The sequence below is a fragment of the Flavobacterium sp. KH_035 genome (assembly GCF_057839565.1).
Window position 1 is genome coordinate 2,601,791 of record NZ_CM174492.1, and the last position, 20,020, is coordinate 2,621,810.

1 protein-coding gene is annotated in these 20,020 nt (G+C 36.6%); it reads left to right on the top strand.

Going from position 1 to position 20,020, the window contains the following annotated elements:
* Positions 1-23 precede the first annotated feature (23 nt).
* Positions 24-19,967 carry a non-ribosomal peptide synthase/polyketide synthase gene (locus AC3IS6_RS10700; protein ID WP_489164863.1) on the top strand — a complete coding sequence of 6,648 codons (19,944 nt, stop codon included), beginning with the start codon at positions 24-26 and terminating at the stop codon, positions 19,965-19,967.
* Positions 19,968-20,020: the final 53 nt, after the last annotated feature.

Below are 20,020 nucleotides of genomic sequence, written 5' to 3' on the forward strand. Positions count from 1 at the left end.
CTATTAAAATATAATTTTTAACCATGAACGTAGAAATTTTAAATATTCTAAAAGAAGCTCATAATAAAAAAGTTAAAATTGGTATTGATGAGGATTCTTTGACAATAAAGTCCGTTAATCCTATAGATTCTAATTTATTGCAAAAAATAAAAGAAAATAAGGAACTAATAATTAAATATATTGAGAAACGTCAAGTTAAAAAACAAATAAATATTTTACCAAAGGTTACCAGTTATGATCGAAATTCTATTATAGAAATTCCATTGTCATTTGGACAGGAGCGTTTGTGGTTTTTGGACCAATTACAAGGAAGTGTAGAGTACCATATGCCTGTTATTTTGAAATTAAGTGGAGAAGTATGTTTTGCCTCTTTACAGACTTCTTTTAATAAAATGATTGATAGACATGAAGTGTTACGCACCAATATTCGTTCTGAAAATGGAGTGGGATATCAAGAATTAATTTCAGCTGAAAATTGGGTTTTAGGACAGGAATTATTAAATGATGATTCTAATTTGGGAAAAATTATTTCGAAGTTTATAAAATTACCTTTTGATCTGTCAGCAGATTATAAGTTACGAGCTTGTTTGTATGATTTAGGAGATCAAAAATATATATTGGCCTGTGTGCTGCATCATATTGCTAGTGATGGCTGGTCAGAGGGTATCTTGGTAAATGAGTTTATGGAGCTTTACAGCGCGCTTCAATCGGGAAGAGCGGCTGTTTTACCTGAGCTTTCTTTGCAATATTCAGATTATGCGATCTGGCAGCGAAAATATTTGGAAGGAGCTGTTTTGGACTCTCAGTTATCGTATTGGGAAGAGAAGTTAGAGGGAGTAGGTACTTTATCATTGCCAACAGATTATGCTCGTCCATCGATTCAAAGCACAGCAGGATCGAATGTTTCTTTAACCCTTGATAAGAATCTTAGTGATTCTTTAAATGCCTTGTGTCAGGCAGAAGGTGTTACACTATTTATGTTGATGTTGTCAGCCTTTAAGGTATTATTGTCGCGTTATAGTGGTCAGGATGATATTTGTGTTGGAACGCCTATTGCGAATCGTACCCAATCAGAGTTAGAGGGCATGATAGGCTTTTTTGTCAATACACTGGCACTTCGCAGTGATCTGAGTGGTAATCCAGACTTCAGAGAACTTTTAAAAAGAGTAAAAGAAACTACCCTTGGTAGTTATGATCATCAATTGGCTCCATTTGAGAAAGTAGTAGACCGTGTGGTTACTACCCGTGATATGAGCATGAGTCCATTGTTTCAGGTGATGTTCGTACTGCAGAATGCGTTAGAAAATTCGGGTAAAACAGGAAAAGGTTTGGAAGGAGTTACACTTTCAGGTTATGAGTTTGATACTTTTAATTCGAAAGTTGACCTAACGTTGACTGTTTCTGAAAATAATGACGGTATTATAGTAGGTATAGTGTATTGTACTGCTTTATTTGATAAGGCTACCATTGATCGTATGCTTTTGCACTATAAAGAATTACTACTTAGTATTGTAATTGATATCGATCAGCCAGTAGGCAGTTTGTCGATGTTGACAAAAGAGGAAGAATACCAACTATTGCATTTATTCAATGATACAACAGTTGCTTATCCAAAAGATAAAACTATAGTTGATTTGTTCGAAGAACAGGTGAAGAAGACTCCTGATGCTATAGCTGTGGTTTATGAAGGAGAAACATTAAGTTATAGGGAGTTAAACGAGAAGTCGAATCAACTGGGGCATTATCTAAGAGAACAGGGTGTTGAACCGGATACTTTGGTAGGTATTTGTCTGGAGCGTAGTCTGGAGATGCTTATAGGTATCTTGGGTATTTTAAAATCAGGGGGTGCTTATGTGCCTGTTGATCCTGATTACCCGTCGGATCGTATTGGTTATATGCTTGTTGATGCCGGTATTAAACTGGTATTAAGCAGGGAAGATAGCCATAAGATTCTGGCAGATTATAAGGATATTGCTGTTTTGTTATTGGATAAAGATTGGGCGAAGATCTCTGTTAATCCTACAACAGCACTAAACGTTGCATTATCACCAAGTCATCTGGCTTATGTAATTTATACCTCAGGAAGTACGGGTAATCCTAAAGGTGTCTTGATAAGCCATAGTAATGTTGTTCGTTTGTTTAAGAATGAATCCTATTTATTTGATTTTGGGACTAATGATGTGTGGACATTGTTTCATTCATTTTGTTTTGATTTCTCGGTATGGGAGATGTATGGTGCCCTGCTTCACGGAGGTCGATTGGTAGTTGTACCAAAAGCAGTAACAAAAGATGCTATTTCGTTTAAGGAATTATTGATAAGTGAAGGGGTAACGGTTTTAAATCAAACCCCCGGATCGTTTTATGCACTTCAACAGGAATTTCTCACGGGAGGTTTTAATCATTCGCTTCGTTATGTAATATTTGGAGGAGAAGCCTTGAATCCTATTTATTTAAAAGACTGGAAAGCGTCTTATGTTGATTGTAAAATGATTAACATGTATGGAATAACGGAGACCACGGTGCATGTTACTTATAAAGAGCTTAATGCAGAAGATATGTTAAATCCTGTTAGTATGATAGGTTCCGCTATTCCTACTTTAGGCTGTTATATTTTAGATGACAATTTAAATTTGGTACCGGTGGGAGTTATCGGAGAACTATGTGTAGGGGGAGCTGGAGTAGCCAGAGGTTATCTAAACAGGGAAGAATTAACCAGAGAAAAGTTTATAGAAAATCCTTTTGTAGCAACAGACCGATTATACCGATCAGGGGATTTAGGGCGTTGGCTTGCTGATGGAAATATAGAGTATATTGGCAGGAAAGATAACCAGGTTAAAATTCGTGGTTACCGAATAGAATTGGGAGAGATTGAGAATGTACTATCATCAATACCCGGAATCAACCAGTGTTGCGTATTGGCCAAAGCAGATGCAGGCGGTAATAAACGTCTTGTTGGCTATGTGGTTTCGGAGGGCAAGCTGGATAAGGGTGATTTGCAGCAGCAGTTAAAATTAAGTTTGCCTGAGTATATGGTCCCTATGATTTGGGTTGAATTGGAAGAGATACCGTTAACCTCAAATGGAAAGCTGGACAGAAAAGCTTTACCAGATCCTGATAGTTCAGATTTGTCTACAAAAGAATATGTTGGTCCGCGCACTGATACTGAAAAGCAACTGACAGAGATTTGGCAGAATTTGCTTGGAGTAGAGAAAGTAGGTATTTATGATAATTTCTTTGAGCTGGGAGGTGATTCTATTATTTCTATTAGATTGATCTCAAAAATAAATGAAACTTTCAATCAACGAATTCAATTACGAGATCTTTTTAGATATAGCAATATAGAGCGGTTTTCAGTTTTAGTATTAAATAGTGATCAATATGATAATAAGATAGAACAACTTTACAAAACAGTTGAGTCTGAAATAATATCGTTGCGATTATCAGTCATGAATTCTATCGCGAATTCAGATTTGGTAGAAGATATTTATCCTATGACTGATGTTCAGCAAGGGATGATTATGGAATCCTTGGTGGATCCAAGTTTAGGAGTTTTTCATGATCAGATGTTGTTTCCTTTTCAGGATGTCTCTTTCGATCTTGCTAAGTTTAATAAAGCGATTTCATTATTAATTGAGAAACATTCAATATTTCGTACAAGTTTTAATTTTTCAGATTATGATCAACCCATTCAGATTGTATCTAAGAGAGTTTACTTTGATATAAAACAAATAGATTTAAGTCTATTTGATAAAGAGAATCAGGAAAGGAAAATTGAAGAATTTTTGATATCAGAGCGAGCTATTCCTTTTGATATTCAGGAAGGCTCCTTATATCGTTTTAGTATTTTTAATATAGATAATAGTCATAAGGTATTTGTTTACCAGTTTCATCATTCTATTATGGATGGCTGGAGTGTTGCCTCATTTATTACCGAACTTTACAAGACTTACTTTGAATTAAAAAAAGGGAACGATTCTTTTTTAACTACTTTACTGGCTTGCAGCCAACGTGATTTTATCATCAAGGAATTGATCGCTAAACAAGACGTTGATGCGGTTTCTTTCTGGAAAGAAGAGTTGTCAGGATATAAGTATTTGGATATTTTTTCGGAGGAAACAGAAATAACAGAGTATTATACAAAACAATATGATCTTTCTTTTTTGAATGCTCTAAAGAAACAATGTAGAGATTATAATTTAACACTCAAAAGCGTCTTGTTCGGAGCTTATATTTATGCTTTGCAGATGTTTACCTATGAAAAAGAGCTTACAGTTGGACTGGTGGCAAATAATCGTCCCTCCATTAAAGATGGAGACAAAGTTTTGGGGTGTTTTTTAAATACTTTACCAGTACGATATGTTTTTGAGTCGGAAAAAAGCTGGTTGTCGTATTTTGAAAGCATCGAAAAAAAGATGAATGAAATAAATCTCTATGGTCATTTGACTTTTTTTGAGATTAAACGTCTTATCGGGATAGATAGAGATGATTCCTTTTTTGATGTCTTATTCAACTATATTGATTTCCATGTTTATAATGATATCATTTTGGAAGATACTTCGACAAATATTCCAGTCTCCAATGATGATGTAGAAAGTAACAAGGGATTAAAAACGACTTCTTTTGAGCGAACTAGCTCGAGTTTAAATTTGACAGTAAATTTAACTGGAGGAATGGGAGTTGAGTTTCAATATGCTTTGCATAAGAACTTCAAGTCAGAACTATCTTTAGAACGTTTTCATACATATCTGGATAGTATCTTAAATTGTTTTACTGATAAGCTTGATAGCCATGTAAGTGTGGGCTTAATTTTGCAGGAAAAGGAGTCCCACCAGTTATTGTATTCATTTAATGATACGACAGTTGCTTATCCAAAAGATAAGACTGTAGTTGATTTGTTTGAAGAACAGGTGAAGAAGACTCCTGCTGCTATAGCAGTAGTTTATGAGGGAGCAGAGTTAAGTTATAAAGAATTAGATGAGAAGTCAAATCAGCTTGCAAATTATTTATTAACTACTATCTCAATTAATTCGCAGTGTTTAATTGGGGTTGTTTTGGAACGCAGTGATTGGTTAATAATATCATTTTTAGCTATATTAAAAACAGGATCTGTGTATGTTCCTATAGATCTTAATTACCCTGAGGAAAGAAAAGAATATATAAAGAAAGACAGTGGTTGTAGTATAATTATAGATGATTTATATCTGAGTTTATTCAAAGATACTATTTCCGATTATGCAGTTGCTTTACCGCGTATTGTTATAAATTCAGATGATCTGGCTTATGTTATTTATACTTCGGGAAGTACAGGGCAACCTAAAGGAGTGATGATTGAACATAAAAGTATAATCAATACAATCTTATCTCAAATTTCTGCTTTTAGTATCACAAATATTGATAGTTCCCTTCAATTTGCTAGTCCTTCATTTGACGCTTCAATTTGGGAGATATGTATTTCGCTTTTTAGTGGTTCTCGATTATGCATTATAAAAGAAGAAGAAAAATCTAATATAGAATTTTTTAGAAACTTTATAGTAAATCATACAATTACTTTTGCAACCTTACCTCCTGCATTTTTACAATTATTATCCGTTGAAGATTTAAAGGGGATAAAAACTTTAGTTACTGCAGGTGAGTCAATACCTTTGGCATTAGCAAAGAGATTTTCTCAGGATTATAATTACATCAATGCCTATGGTCCTACCGAAGCTAGTATTTGTGCGACAATTTTTCAGGGAGATATAAAGAATATTGTTTCTATTGGCAAACCTATAGATAATACTAGTGTTTATATTATAGACCAAAGGGGGCAACTTTTACCTATTGGTGTAGTTGGTGAGCTATGTATAAGTGGAGCAGGGGTTGCTCGTGGTTATTTGAATCAGGAAGAGTTAACCCGAGAGAAATTTATAGAGAATCCATTTAAAGAGGGCGATAGAATTTATAAGACTGGAGATTTAGCACGTTGGCTCCCTGATGGTAATCTGGAGTTTATCGGCAGAAAAGATAATCAGGTTAAAATCCGTGGTTATCGAATAGAGCTTGGTGAAATCGAGAATGTATTGTCATCGATAGTAGGAATCATTCATTGTTGTGTATTGGCTAAAGAGGATTCAAATGATACCAAACGTCTGATTGGTTATGTTGTTGTTGAAGATAAGCTGGACAGGGCTGCTTTGCAGGAACAGTTGAAATTAAGTCTACCGGAGTATATGGTTCCTATGATCTGGGTTGAGTTGGCAGAGCTGCCGTTAACGTCAAACGGAAAACTGGATAAGAAAGCTTTACCGGATCCTGGTAGTTCAGATTTGTCTACAAAAGAATATGTGGCTCCAGTCACAGATACAGAACACCAATTGGTTCAAATCTGGGAGAATTTGTTGGGAGTAGAGAAGATTGGAGTTCATGATAACTTTTTTGAGTTGGGAGGTCATAGTCTACTGGCTACCCGATTGGTATCGATGATCCGTAAAGAGCTTTCCATAGAAATATCTATCAGGGAAGTCTTTGAATATACGACGATCGCAACGTTAAGTTCGCATGTATCATCTCAATCAAAAGGAGTATTACTACCTGCTGTTGTCGTAGAAGACCGCTCAGGACGAATTCCTTTGTCTTTCAGTCAGGAGCGACTTTGGTTTTTGGATCAGTTAGAAGGCAGTGTTGCTTATCACATTCCTACTGTTCTTCATCTGGAAGGAGTATTAGATACATCGATATTAGAACAAACGCTTCAAAGTATTGTATCTCGTCACGAGGTTTTGCGTACTATTCTATTATCAGAAGATGGTATAGGGTATCAGGAAGTCATAAGTGAAAAGGAGTGGATCCTTGATCAGGTTGTAATAAGTGATAGATCATTATTTGAAAATATCCTTCAGGATTATCTGATGGCTCCTTTTGATTTGTCAGCAGATTATAAGTTACGAGCATGTTTGTATGATTTAGGAGATCAAAAATATATATTGGCTTGTGTGCTGCATCATATTGCCAGTGATGGATTGTCAGGTGGTATCTTGGTAAATGAGTTCATGGAGCTTTACAGCGCGCTTCAATCGGGAAGAGCGGCTGTTTTGCCTGAGCTTTCTTTGCAATATTCAGATTATGCGATCTGGCAGCGAAAATATTTGGAAGGAGCTGTTTTGGACTCTCAGTTATCGTATTGGGAAGAGAAGTTAGAGGGAGTAGGTACTTTATCATTGCCAACAGATTATGCTCGTCCATCGATTCAAAGCACAGCAGGATCGAATGTTTCTTTAACCCTTGATAAGAATCTTAGTGATTCTTTAAATGCCTTGTGTCAGGCAGAAGGTGTTACACTATTTATGTTGATGTTGTCAGCCTTTAAGGTATTATTGTCGCGTTATAGTGGTCAGGATGATATTTGTGTTGGAACGCCTATTGCGAATCGTACCCAATCAGAGTTAGAGGGCATGATAGGCTTTTTTGTCAATACACTGGCACTTCGCAGTGATCTGAGTGGTAATCCAGACTTCAGAGAACTTTTAAAAAGAGTAAAAGAAACTACCCTTGGTAGTTATGATCATCAATTGGCTCCATTTGAGAAAGTAGTAGACCGTGTGGTTACTACCCGTGATATGAGCATGAGTCCATTGTTTCAGGTGATGTTTGATTTTCACAATGAGGTCGAAAGTTCCAAAGTAGAAAAGCCAAGACTACAAGACCTTGAAATCTCAGGTTATCAGTATACAGATGCTACATGCCAATTTGATTTGATGTTTAGTATATCCGAATCTGATTTGGATATTTCGATAGGAATCGGTTATTGTACGGCTTTGTTTGAGAGATCTAGCATTGATCGTATGCTTCTTCATTATAAAGAATTACTTCTTAGTATTGTAAGAGACATTAGGCAGCCTATAAGTGATCTTGGGATGTTGACAAAAGAGGAGGAGTACCAGTTATTGCATTTATTCAATGATACGAGAGTTGCTTATCCTTTGGACCAGACTGTTGTTGATTTGTTCGAAGAGCAAGTTAAGAAGACCCCTGCTGCTATCGCAGTAGTTTATAAGGGAACAGAGTTAACTTATAAGGAATTAGATGAAAAGTCGAATCAATTGGGTCATTATTTAAAAGATCAGGGCGTTGAGCGTGATACTTTGGTAGGTATTTGTTTGGAGCGTAGTGTGGATATGCTTATAGGTATCTTGGGTATTTTAAAATCAGGCGGTGCTTATGTACCGATTAAACCGGATTATCCTGCATCTCGTATTTGCTATATTGCTCAGGATACAGGATGTTCTTTGATGCTTACGGACAGAGTGAATTCAGGTGCATTGGGAGATATCTTATCGGATATTATGATGATCGTATTGGATGGTACTTCAGCTGTGTATTCTAATTGTTCATCAGAATCATTAGGATTAACTTATTTACCTGATTCTTTAAGTTACGTTATTTATACTTCAGGAAGTACAGGATCTCCTAAAGGAGCAATGATTGAGCATTCGGGGTTACTGAACCATCTTCTGGTTATGATAGATGATTTGGATATGGACAGTACGAGCGTTGTAGGCTTTACGGCACCTTTTACTTTTGATATTTCCGTATGGCAATTGTTGAGCGGTTTATTATGCGGAGGACGTATTGCAATCTATAGCGAGTCGATGATACTGAATACTGATGATTTTCAGAATGCCTTATGTTCTTATGGAGTTACCCATCTTCAGTTAGTTCCTTCTTATATATTGAGTTTATTAGAGACAGGATCCAGGAAAGGCTTGGAGGATCTGCGTTATTTTCTGGTTACAGGTGAAACTGCTACGATTTCATTGTTAGAATCCTGGTTTTCGATGTTTCCTTCTGTTGCAGTAGTAAATGCTTATGGACCAGCTGAGGCATCAGATGATGTTAGTCTTCATGTTATGCATGAGGTACCTTTGGGAGGTGTTGTGCCTATAGGTAAACCAGTTTCGAATATGAAATTGTATGTTGTAGATTCATTTGATAATTTATGTTCACTGGGAGTTACTGGCGAGTTATGGGTTAGTGGGGTAGGTGTAGGTCGCGGTTATCTGAATCAGGAAGAGTTAACCCGAGAGAAGTTTATATCAAGTCCTTTTGCAGAAGGCGATAGAATTTATAAGACTGGAGATTTAGCACGTTGGCTCCCTGATGGTAATCTGGAGTTTATTGGCAGAAAGGATAATCAGGTTAAAATCCGTGGTTATCGAATAGAGCTTGGTGAAATCGAGAATGTATTGTCATCGGTACGTGGAATCAGCCAGTGCTGTGTATTGGCTAAAGCGGATTCAAATGATACCAAACGTTTGGTTGGTTATGTTGTTGTTGAAGGTAAGCTGGACAGGGCCGCTTTGCAGGAACAGTTGAAATTAAGTTTACCGGAGTATATGATTCCTATGATCTGGGTTGAGTTGGCAGAGCTGCCGTTAACGTCAAACGGAAAGGTGGATAGGAAAGCTTTACCGGATCCTGATAGTTCAGATTTGTCTACAAAAGAATATGTGGCTCCACGGACAGAGACAGAACACCAATTGGCTCAAATTTGGGAGAATTTGTTGGGAGTAGAGAAGGTTGGAGTTCATGATAACTTTTTTGAATTGGGAGGTCATAGTTTACTGGCTACCCGATTGGTATCGATGATCCGAAAGGGATTATCCATAGAGGTATCTATCAGGGAAGTCTTTGAATACGCGACGATCGCAACGTTAAGTTCGCATGTATCATCTCAATCAAAAGGAGTATTACTACCTGCTGTTGTCGTAGAAGACCGCTCAGGACGAATTCCTTTGTCTTTCAGTCAGGAGCGACTTTGGTTTTTGGATCAGTTAGAAGGCAGTGTTGCTTATCATATTCCTATTGTACTTCGACTTGAAGGAGCGTTAGATGCATCGATATTAGAACAAACGCTTCAAAGTATTGTATCACGTCATGAGGTTTTGCGTACTATTCTGTTATCAGAAGATGGTATAGGGTATCAGGAAGTCATAAGTGAAAAGGAGTGGATCCTTGATCAGGTTGAAATAAGAGATGTATCATTATTTGAAAATATCCTTCAGGATTATCTAAGAATTCCTTTTGATTTGTCAGCAGATTATAAGTTACGAGCATGTTTGTATGATTTAGGAGATCAAAAATATATATTGGCCTGCGTGTTTCACCACATTGCCAGTGATGGCTGGTCAGAGGGTATCTTGGTAAATGAGTTTATGGAGCTTTACAGCGCGCTTCAATCGGGAAGAGCGGCTGTTTTGCCTGAGCTTTCTTTGCAATATTCAGATTATGCGATCTGGCAGCGAAAATATTTGGAAGGAGCTGTTTTGGACTCTCAGTTATCGTATTGGGAAGAGAAGTTAGAGGGAGTAGGTACTTTATCATTGCCAACAGATTATGCTCGTCCATCGATTCAAAGCACAGCAGGATCGAATGTTTCTTTAACCCTTGATAAGAATCTTAGTGATTCTTTAAATGCCTTGTGTCAGGCAGAAGGTGTTACACTATTTATGTTGATGTTGTCAGCCTTTAAGGTATTATTGTCGCGTTATAGTGGTCAGGATGATATTTGTGTAGGTACTTCTATTGCGAATCGTACTCAATCAGAGTTAGAGGGTATGATTGGTTTTTTTGTAAACATCTTGGCACTTCGCAGTGATCTGAGTGGTGATCCAAGTTTCAGGGAACTCTTAGAAAGAGTAAAAGAAACTACACTTGGGGGCTATGACCATCAGTTGGCTCCATTTGAAAAGGTAGTGGATCGAATGATTACTGCCCGTGATATGAGCATGAGTCCATTATTTCAAGTTTTATTTGTACTGCATAATACACCTGAAGAGTCAGGGAAATCAGAAAAAGATTTAGAAGGGGTTAAACTTTCAGGTTATGAATTTGACTCTGTTACTTCTAAGTCAGATTTAACATTGAATGCATCTGAAGGAGATTCAGGCCTTATATTGACTATAGAGTATTGTACAGCTTTATTTGATAAGTCCACGATTGATCGTATGCTTTTACATTACAAAGAGCTTTTGATTTCTATTTTGGGAGATATTACTCAGCCAGTAGGCACTTTGTCGATGTTGAGTGCAGAGGAGGAGGAGCAGTTATTAAATATTTTTAATGATACTGAATTAATTTATCCTGAGGATAAAACGATAGTTGATTTGTTTGAAGAACAGGTTAAAAGCACACCGGAAGCTATAGCATTGGTTTATGAAGATCAGGTTATGACGTATAAGGAACTCGATGATCGTTCGAATCAATTGGTTCATTATTTCGAATCTGTAGGTATGGTTGAAGATTCGCGAATAGGAATCTTGTTTAACAGAAGTTTCGATATGATCATTAGTATCTTGGGGGTTCTGAAATCAGGATGTACTTATGTTCCTTTAGATCCTTCATTACCTTCAAAAAGATTATCCTATATTTTAGAGGATTCGAGTGTGAATTTCCTTCTTTACAAGGAGGAATCCTTATTGTCAAATTTATCTGTTTCAGAATTTATTTTTTTCTTAGATATAGCAGAATCATTAGCTTTAGAAACGTCTAAATTATCCTACACAATAAATCCGGTTTCCGTTGCTTATATTATGTACACTTCAGGAACTACAGGTAATCCAAAAGGAGTGATGATCACGCATAATAATATTGTTAGTTTGTGTAAAAGCTGTGATTATATTTCATTAAATTCAGATACAGTCTGGTTGTCCACAGGATCTATTTCTTTTGATGCTACGACCTTAGAATTTTTTGGTACTTTATTAAATGGAGGGCAATTAATATTAGCAGATACTAGCTCATTATTAAACATCGTTAGTCTGAGAGACCTTATTATAAAACATAGCGTTACCACTATGTGGATGACGGCTTCCTGGTTTCATCAAATAGTTGAAGATGATATATGTGTTTTTGAAAATTTGACTGATTTATTAGTAGGAGGAGACGTGGTTTTGTTTGCTTATACCAATAAATTAAAAGAACATTATCCAGAGCTACATATTGTCAATGGTTATGGACCTACAGAAAACACTACTTTTTCTACGACTTACAGTATTGATGAAGTTACTTATAAGAACCTTCCTATTGGTAAACCTATTAAAAATAGTCAGGCCTATATCTTAGATTCAAAATTGGAGCTTTTACCCATTGGAGTAGTTGGAGAATTATGTGTTGGAGGATCAGGATTAGGTCGAGGTTATTTGAATCAGGAAGAATTAACCCGAGAGAAGTTTATAGAGAATCCATTTAAAGAGGGGGATATAATTTATAAGACGGGAGATTTGGCTCGTTGGCTTTCTGATGGTACTATAGAATTTATTGGCAGGAAAGATGATCAGGTTAAGATTCGTGGTTATCGAATAGAGCTTGGAGAAATCGAGAATGTATTGTCATCGATAGCAGGAATCATTCATTGTTGTGTATTGGCTAAGGAAGATACAGTTAACAGTAAACGTCTGATTGGTTATGTTGTTGTTGAAGATAAGCTGGACAGGGCTGCTTTGCAGGAACAGTTGAAATTAAGTTTACCGGAGTATATGGTTCCTATGATTTGGGTTGAGTTGGCAGAGCTGCCGTTAACGTCAAACGGAAAGCTGGATAAGAAAGCTTTGCCGGATCCTGATGGTTTAGAATTATATGTAAAAGAATATGTTGCTCCAGTCACAGATACAGAACACCAATTGGTTCAAATTTGGGAGAATTTGTTGGGAGTAGAGAAGGTTGGAGTTCATGATAACTTTTTTGAGTTGGGAGGTCATAGTCTACTGGCTACCCGATTGGTATCGATGATCCGAAAGGAATTGTCTATAGAGGTTGAAATTGCAGATGTCTTTGAATATACGACGATCGCAATGTTAAGTTCACATGTATCGGTTCAATCAAAGGGAGTATTACTGCCGGCTATTGTTGTTCAGGAAAAAGAAGATCGTACGCCATTATCTTTCAGCCAGGAACGATTGTGGTTTTTGGATCAGTTGCAGGGAAGTAGTAGTGAATATCACATTCCTACTGTTCTTCATCTGGAAGGAGCATTAGATACATTGATATTAGAGCAAACGCTTCAAAGTATTGTATCTCGTCACGAGGTTTTGCGTACTATTCTATTATCAGAAGATGGTATAGGGTATCAGGAAGTCATAAGTGAAAAGGAGTGGATCCTTGATCAGGTTGTAATAAGTGATAGATCATTATTTGAAAATATCCTTCAGGATTATCTGATGGCTCCTTTTGATTTGTCAGCAGATTATAAGTTACGAGCATGTTTGTATGATTTAGGAGATCAAAAATATATATTGGCTTGTGTGCTGCATCATATTGCCAGTGATGGCTGGTCAGGTGGTATCTTGGTAAATGAGTTCATGGAGTTTTACAGCGCGCTTCAATCGGGAAGAGCGGCTGTTTTGCCTGAGCTTTCTTTGCAATATTCAGATTATGCGATCTGGCAGCGAAAATATTTGGAAGGAGCTGTTTTGGACTCTCAGTTATCGTATTGGGAAGAGAAGTTAGAGGGAGTAGGTACTTTATCATTGCCAACAGATTATGCTCGTCCATCGATTCAAAGCACAGCAGGATCGAATGTTTCTTTAACCCTTGATAAGAATCTTAGTGATTCTTTAAATGCCTTGTGTCAGGCAGAAGGTGTTACACTATTTATGTTGATGTTGTCAGCCTTTAAGGTATTATTGTCGCGTTATAGTGGTCAGGATGATATTTGTGTTGGAACGCCTATTGCGAATCGTACCCAATCAGAGTTAGAGGGCATGATAGGCTTTTTTGTCAATACACTGGCACTTCGCAGTGATCTGAGTGGTAATCCAGACTTCAGAGAACTTTTAAAAAGAGTAAAAGAAACTACCCTTGGTAGTTATGATCATCAATTGGCTCCATTTGAGAAAGTAGTAGACCGTGTGGTTACTACCCGTGATATGAGCATGAGTCCATTGTTTCAGGTGATGTTTGATTTTCACAATGAGGTCGAAAGTTCCAAAGTAGAAAAGCCAAGACTACAAGACCTTGAAATCTCAGGTTATCAGTATACAGATGCTACATGCCAATTTGATTTGATGTTTAGTATATCCGAATCTGATTTGGATATTTCGATAGGAATCGGTTATTGTACGGCTTTGTTTGAGAGATCTAGCATTGATCGTATGCTTCTTCATTATAAAGAATTACTTCTTAGTATTGTAAGAGACATTAGGCAGCCTATAAGTGATCTTGGGATGTTGACAAAAGAGGAGGAGTACCAGTTATTGCATTTATTCAATGATACGAGAGTTGCTTATCCTTTGGACCAGACTGTTGTTGATTTGTTCGAAGAGCAAGTTAAGAAGACCCCTGCTGCTATCGCAGTAGTTTATAAGGGAACAGAGTTAACTTATAAGGAATTAGATGAAAAGTCGAATCAATTGGGTCATTATTTAAAAGATCAGGGCGTTGAGCGTGATACTTTGGTAGGTATTTGTTTGGAGCGTAGTGTGGATATGCTTATAGGTATCTTGGGTATTTTAAAATCAGGCGGTGCTTATGTACCGATTAAACCGGATTATCCTGCATCTCGTATTTGCTATATTGCTCAGGATACAGGATGTTCTTTGATGCTTACGGACAGAGTGAATTCAGGTGCATTGGGAGATATCTTATCGGATATTATGATGATCGTATTGGATGGTACTTCAGCTGTGTATTCTAATTGTTCATCAGAATCATTAGGATTAACTTATTTACCTGATTCTTTAAGTTACGTTATTTATACTTCAGGAAGTACAGGATCTCCTAAAGGAGCAATGATTGAGCATTCGGGGTTACTGAACCATCTTCTGGTTATGATAGATGATTTGGATATGGACAGTACGAGCGTTGTAGGCTTTACGGCACCTTTTACTTTTGATATTTCCGTATGGCAATTGTTGAGCGGTTTATTATGCGGAGGACGTATTGCAATCTATAGCGAGTCGATGATACTGAATACTGATGATTTTCAGAATGCCTTATGTTCTTATGGAGTTACCCATCTTCAGTTAGTTCCTTCTTATATATTGAGTTTATTAGAGACAGGATCCAGGAAAGGCTTGGAGGATCTGCGTTATTTTCTGGTTACAGGTGAAACTGCTACGATTTCATTGTTAGAATCCTGGTTTTCGATGTTTCCTTCTGTTGCAGTAGTAAATGCTTATGGACCAGCTGAGGCATCAGATGATGTTAGTCTTCATGTTATGCATGAGGTACCTTTGGGAGGTGTTGTGCCTATAGGTAAACCAGTTTCGAATATGAAATTGTATGTTGTAGATTCATTTGATAATTTATGTTCACTGGGAGTTACTGGCGAGTTATGGGTTAGTGGGGTAGGTGTAGGTCGCGGTTATCTGAATCAGGAAGAGTTAACCCGAGAGAAGTTTATATCAAGTCCTTTTGCAGAAGGCGATAGAATTTATAAGACTGGAGATTTAGCACGTTGGCTCCCTGATGGTAATCTGGAGTTTATTGGCAGAAAGGATAATCAGGTTAAAATCCGTGGTTATCGAATAGAGCTTGGTGAAATCGAGAATGTATTGTCATCGGTACGTGGAATCAGCCAGTGCTGTGTATTGGCTAAAGCGGATTCAAATGATACCAAACGTTTGGTTGGTTATGTTGTTGTTGAAGGTAAGCTGGACAGGGCCGCTTTGCAGGAACAGTTGAAATTAAGTTTACCGGAGTATATGATTCCTATGATCTGGGTTGAGTTGGCAGAGCTGCCGTTAACGTCAAACGGAAAGGTGGATAGGAAAGCTTTACCGGATCCTGATAGTTCAGATTTGTCTACAAAAGAATATGTGGCTCCACGGACAGAGACAGAATACCAATTGGCTCAAATCTGGGAGAACTTGTTGGGAATAGAGAAGGTTGGAGTTCATGATAACTTTTTTGAATTGGGAGGTCATAGTTTACTGGCTACCCGATTGGTATCGATGATCCGAAAGGGATTATCCATAGAGGTATCTATCAGGGAAGTCTTTGAATATACGACGATCGCAACGTTAAGTTCGCATGTATCATCTCAATCAAAAGGAGTATTACTACCTGCTGTTGTCGTAGAAGACCGCTCAGGACGAATTCCTTTGTCTTTCAGTCAGGAGCGACTTTGGTTTTTGGATCAGTTAGAAGGCAGTGTTGCTTATCATATTCCTATTGTACTTCGACTTGAAGGAGCGTTAGATGCATCGATATTAGAACAAACGCTTCAAAGTATTGTATCACGTCATGAGGTTTTGCGTACTATTCTGTTATCAGAAGATGGTATAGGGTATCAGGAAGTCATAAGTGAAAAGGAGTGGATCCTTGATCAGGTTGAAATAAGAGATGTATCATTATTTGAAAATATCCTTCAGGATTATCTAAGAATTCCTTTTGATTTGTCAGCAGATTATAAGTTACGAGCTTGTTTGTATGATTTAGGAGATCAAAAATATATATTGGCTTGTGTGCTGCATCATATTGCCAGTGATGGCTGGTCAGAGGGTATCTTGGTAAATGAGTTTATGGAGCTTTACAGCGCGCTTCAATCGGGAAGAGCGGCTGTTTTGCCTGAGCTTTCTTTGCAATATTCAGATTATGCGATCTGGCAGCGAAAATATTTGGAAGGAGCTGTTTTGGACTCTCAGTTATCGTATTGGGAAGAGAAGTTAGAGGGAGTAGGTACTTTATCATTGCCAACAGATTATGCTCGTCCATCGATTCAAAGCACAGCAGGATCGAATGTTTCTTTAACCCTTGATAAGAATCTTAGTGATTCTTTAAATGTCTTGTGTCAGGCAGAAGGTGTTACATTATTTATGTTGATGTTGTCAGCCTTTAAGGTATTATTGTCACGTTATAGTGGTCAGGATGATATTTGTGTTGGAACGCCTATTGCGAATCGTACCCAATCAGAGTTAGAGGGCATGATAGGCTTTTTTGTCAATACACTGGTACTTCGCAGTGATCTGAGTGGTAATCCAGACTTTAGGGAACTTTTAAAAAGAGTAAAAGAAACTACACTTGGTAGTTATGATCATCAATTGGCTCCATTTGAAAAGGTAGTAGACCGTGTGGTTACTACCCGTGATATGAGCATGAGTCCATTGTTTCAGGTGATGTTTGTATTGCAGAATACACCGAAAGAGTCAGAGGAAGTAGAAACAGGTTTAGAAGGAATTTTACTCTCAGGTTATGAATTTGAGCATGTTACATCTCAGTTTGATTTGATATTGAATGTCTCTGAAGGTAATAATGGAATTGGATTAGATATCGTGTATTGCACAGACTTGTTTGATAGGGCTACTATTGATCGTATGATGTTGCATTACAAAGAATTATTGATTGGCATTGTGAGTGATATCACCAGACCAATAAGCATTCTTCCGATGTTAACAGTAAATGAAGAGCATCAGTTATTGTATTCATTTAATGATACGACAGTTGCTTATCCAAAAGATAAGACTGTAGTTGATTTGTTTGAAGAGCAAGTGAAGAAGACCCCTGATGCTATAGCTATTGTTTATGAAGGAGAAGCATTAATTTATAAGGAGTTAGATGAGAAGTCAAATCAGCTTGCAAATTATTTATTAACTGCTATCTCAATTAATTCGCAGTGTTTAATTGGGGTTGTTTTAGAACGCAGTGATTGGTTAATAATATCATTTTTAGCTATATTAAAAACAGGATCTGTGTATGTTCCTATAGATCTTAATTACCCTGAGGAAAGAAAAGAATATATAAAGAAAGACAGTGGTTGTAGTATAATTATAGATGATTTATATCTGAGTTTATTCAAAGATACTATTTCCGATTATGCAGTTGCTTTACCGCGTATTGTTATAAAGTCAGATGATCTGGCTTATGTTATTTATACTTCGGGAAGTACAGGGCAACCTAAAGGAGTGATGATTGAACATAAAAATTTAATTCATTTATGTTTATGGCACAAAAGAATGTATGCTGTTACTGCAAAAAGTAGAAGTTCTTTGTTTTCAGGAATTGGTTTTGATGCAAGTATTTGGGAAATTTGCCCATATTTAGTTTCAGGAGCCAGTCTATATCCTATTTCAGATAAAATACGATATGATTTGGATCAATTCTCCAAGTTTGTGCTTGAGAATTCTATTAGCCATAGTTACATACCAACTTCATTATGTGAAAGTATTATAGAACAAGAAATTTCTTTACCAAATCTTGTTGTTTTAACAGGAGGAGATGTGTTACGTTTAAATAAACAGGTTAATATTGATATTTATAATAATTATGGACCAACAGAGAGTACAGTAGTTGCAACGACTTATAAAGTAGCTAGTACTCCACTAACTAAAATTCCTATTGGAAAACCAATAGATAATACTATGGTTTATATCATGGATGAAGCTCACCATCTTTTGCCAATTGGTGTAATTGGGGAGCTATGTATAGGAGGGGCAGGTGTTGCTCGTGGTTATCTGAACAAAGAAGAATTAACCTGGGAGAAGTTTATCTCGAATCCTTTTATTGAAGGGGATAGAATTTATAAGACTGGAGATTTAGCACGTTGGTTGCCTGATGGTAATCTTGAATTTATCGGTAGGAAGGACGATCAGGTTAAGATTCGTGGTTATCGAATAGAGCTTGGTGAAATCGAGAATGTATTGTCATCGATAGCAGGAATCATTCATTGTTGTGTATTGGCCAAAGAGGATTCAAATTATAACAAACGTTTGATTGGTTATGTTGTTGTTGAAGGCAAGCTGAACAGGGCTGCTTTACAGGAACAGTTGAAATTAAGTTTGCCTGAGTATATGGTTCCTATGATTTGGGTTGAGTTGGCAGAGTTGCCGTTGACGTCAAACGGAAAGCTGGATAAGAAAGCTTTGCCGGATCCTGATAGTTCAGATTTGTCTACAAAAGAGTATATTGCTCCGCGTACAGAGACTGAAGGCAAACTAGCTCAAATTTGGCAGAATTTGTTGGGAGTAGAAAAAGTAGGAGTTTATGATAACTTCTTTGAATTGGGTGGTCATAGTTTACTGGTCGTAAAATTAGTTGCTACTATTAATAAATTGCTCAATACTAACATAAACATTATTGATATATTTAAATATCCAACTATATATAATTTTGTTGAGAATATGAATTCATTGCTTTCTTATAAAAATGATATTATGATACCATTACAGGAAGCAGGAAATAAAAAAGAGATCTTTTTAGCTCCTCCCGGAAGTGGAACAATAAACTCTTATATACAATTAGTGAAGCTATTAGGAGAAGATCAACCAGTTTATGCATTTCAATCCCCTGGTTTGGATGGAAAATCACCAATTTCAAAATCTATTGAAGAGATGGCTTCCACATTTATTATAGAAATGCAAAAATTAAATCCAAGTGGACCTTATAGACTAGGGGGATATTCTTTTGGAGGAATTGTTGCTTATGAAATGGCATCACAATTATTAAATGACGGTTTTGATGTTGAAGAATTATTAATTTTTGATAGCTCCCCTTTAGAATTTAGTTTTCCAAAAGAGGAAAACATAGATCAAGAAGAAGTATATAGAGATTTGTTAAAAAAACTAGTATATGCAATACTAGGAAAAGATTTTAGTTCTTCTGATTTAGTTCTCGAAGATAAAACAAAGGAAGAGCAAATTACGCAGGTGAGTAAATTATTAAACAACTCAAAATTTAAAATAAGTGAGGAGGATATAAGAGGGCATTTGGAAGTTAATATCTGTAATAAAAATTATAATTATTTGCCTCGGGAAGAAAAATTAGATATATCAATTGTTTTATTTAGAGCAATGTATGTATTAAGTGAAGGAGAAAATGAAAAGGAAATAAATTTGGTTCAAAATGATAATGAAGAATTTGATTATGGATGGCAAAGGTATACTACTAAAGAGGTAATTGTACACAATATTCCTTCTACCCACTTAAATATGTTAGATAATATTCATAGCAAACAAGTGTGTGATATTTTGATTGATTTAAATAAACTTGTCTTATAACTACATATTAAATAAAAAAATAGAAATGAAAGTATAAAAAAAGAAATGTAAAA

What these genes read in the sequence shown, in the direction of transcription:
- AC3IS6_RS10700 (WP_489164863.1), top strand. Translation starts at nt 24, where the DNA reads ATGAACGTAGAAATTTTAAATATTCTAAAAGAAGCTCATAATAAAAAA.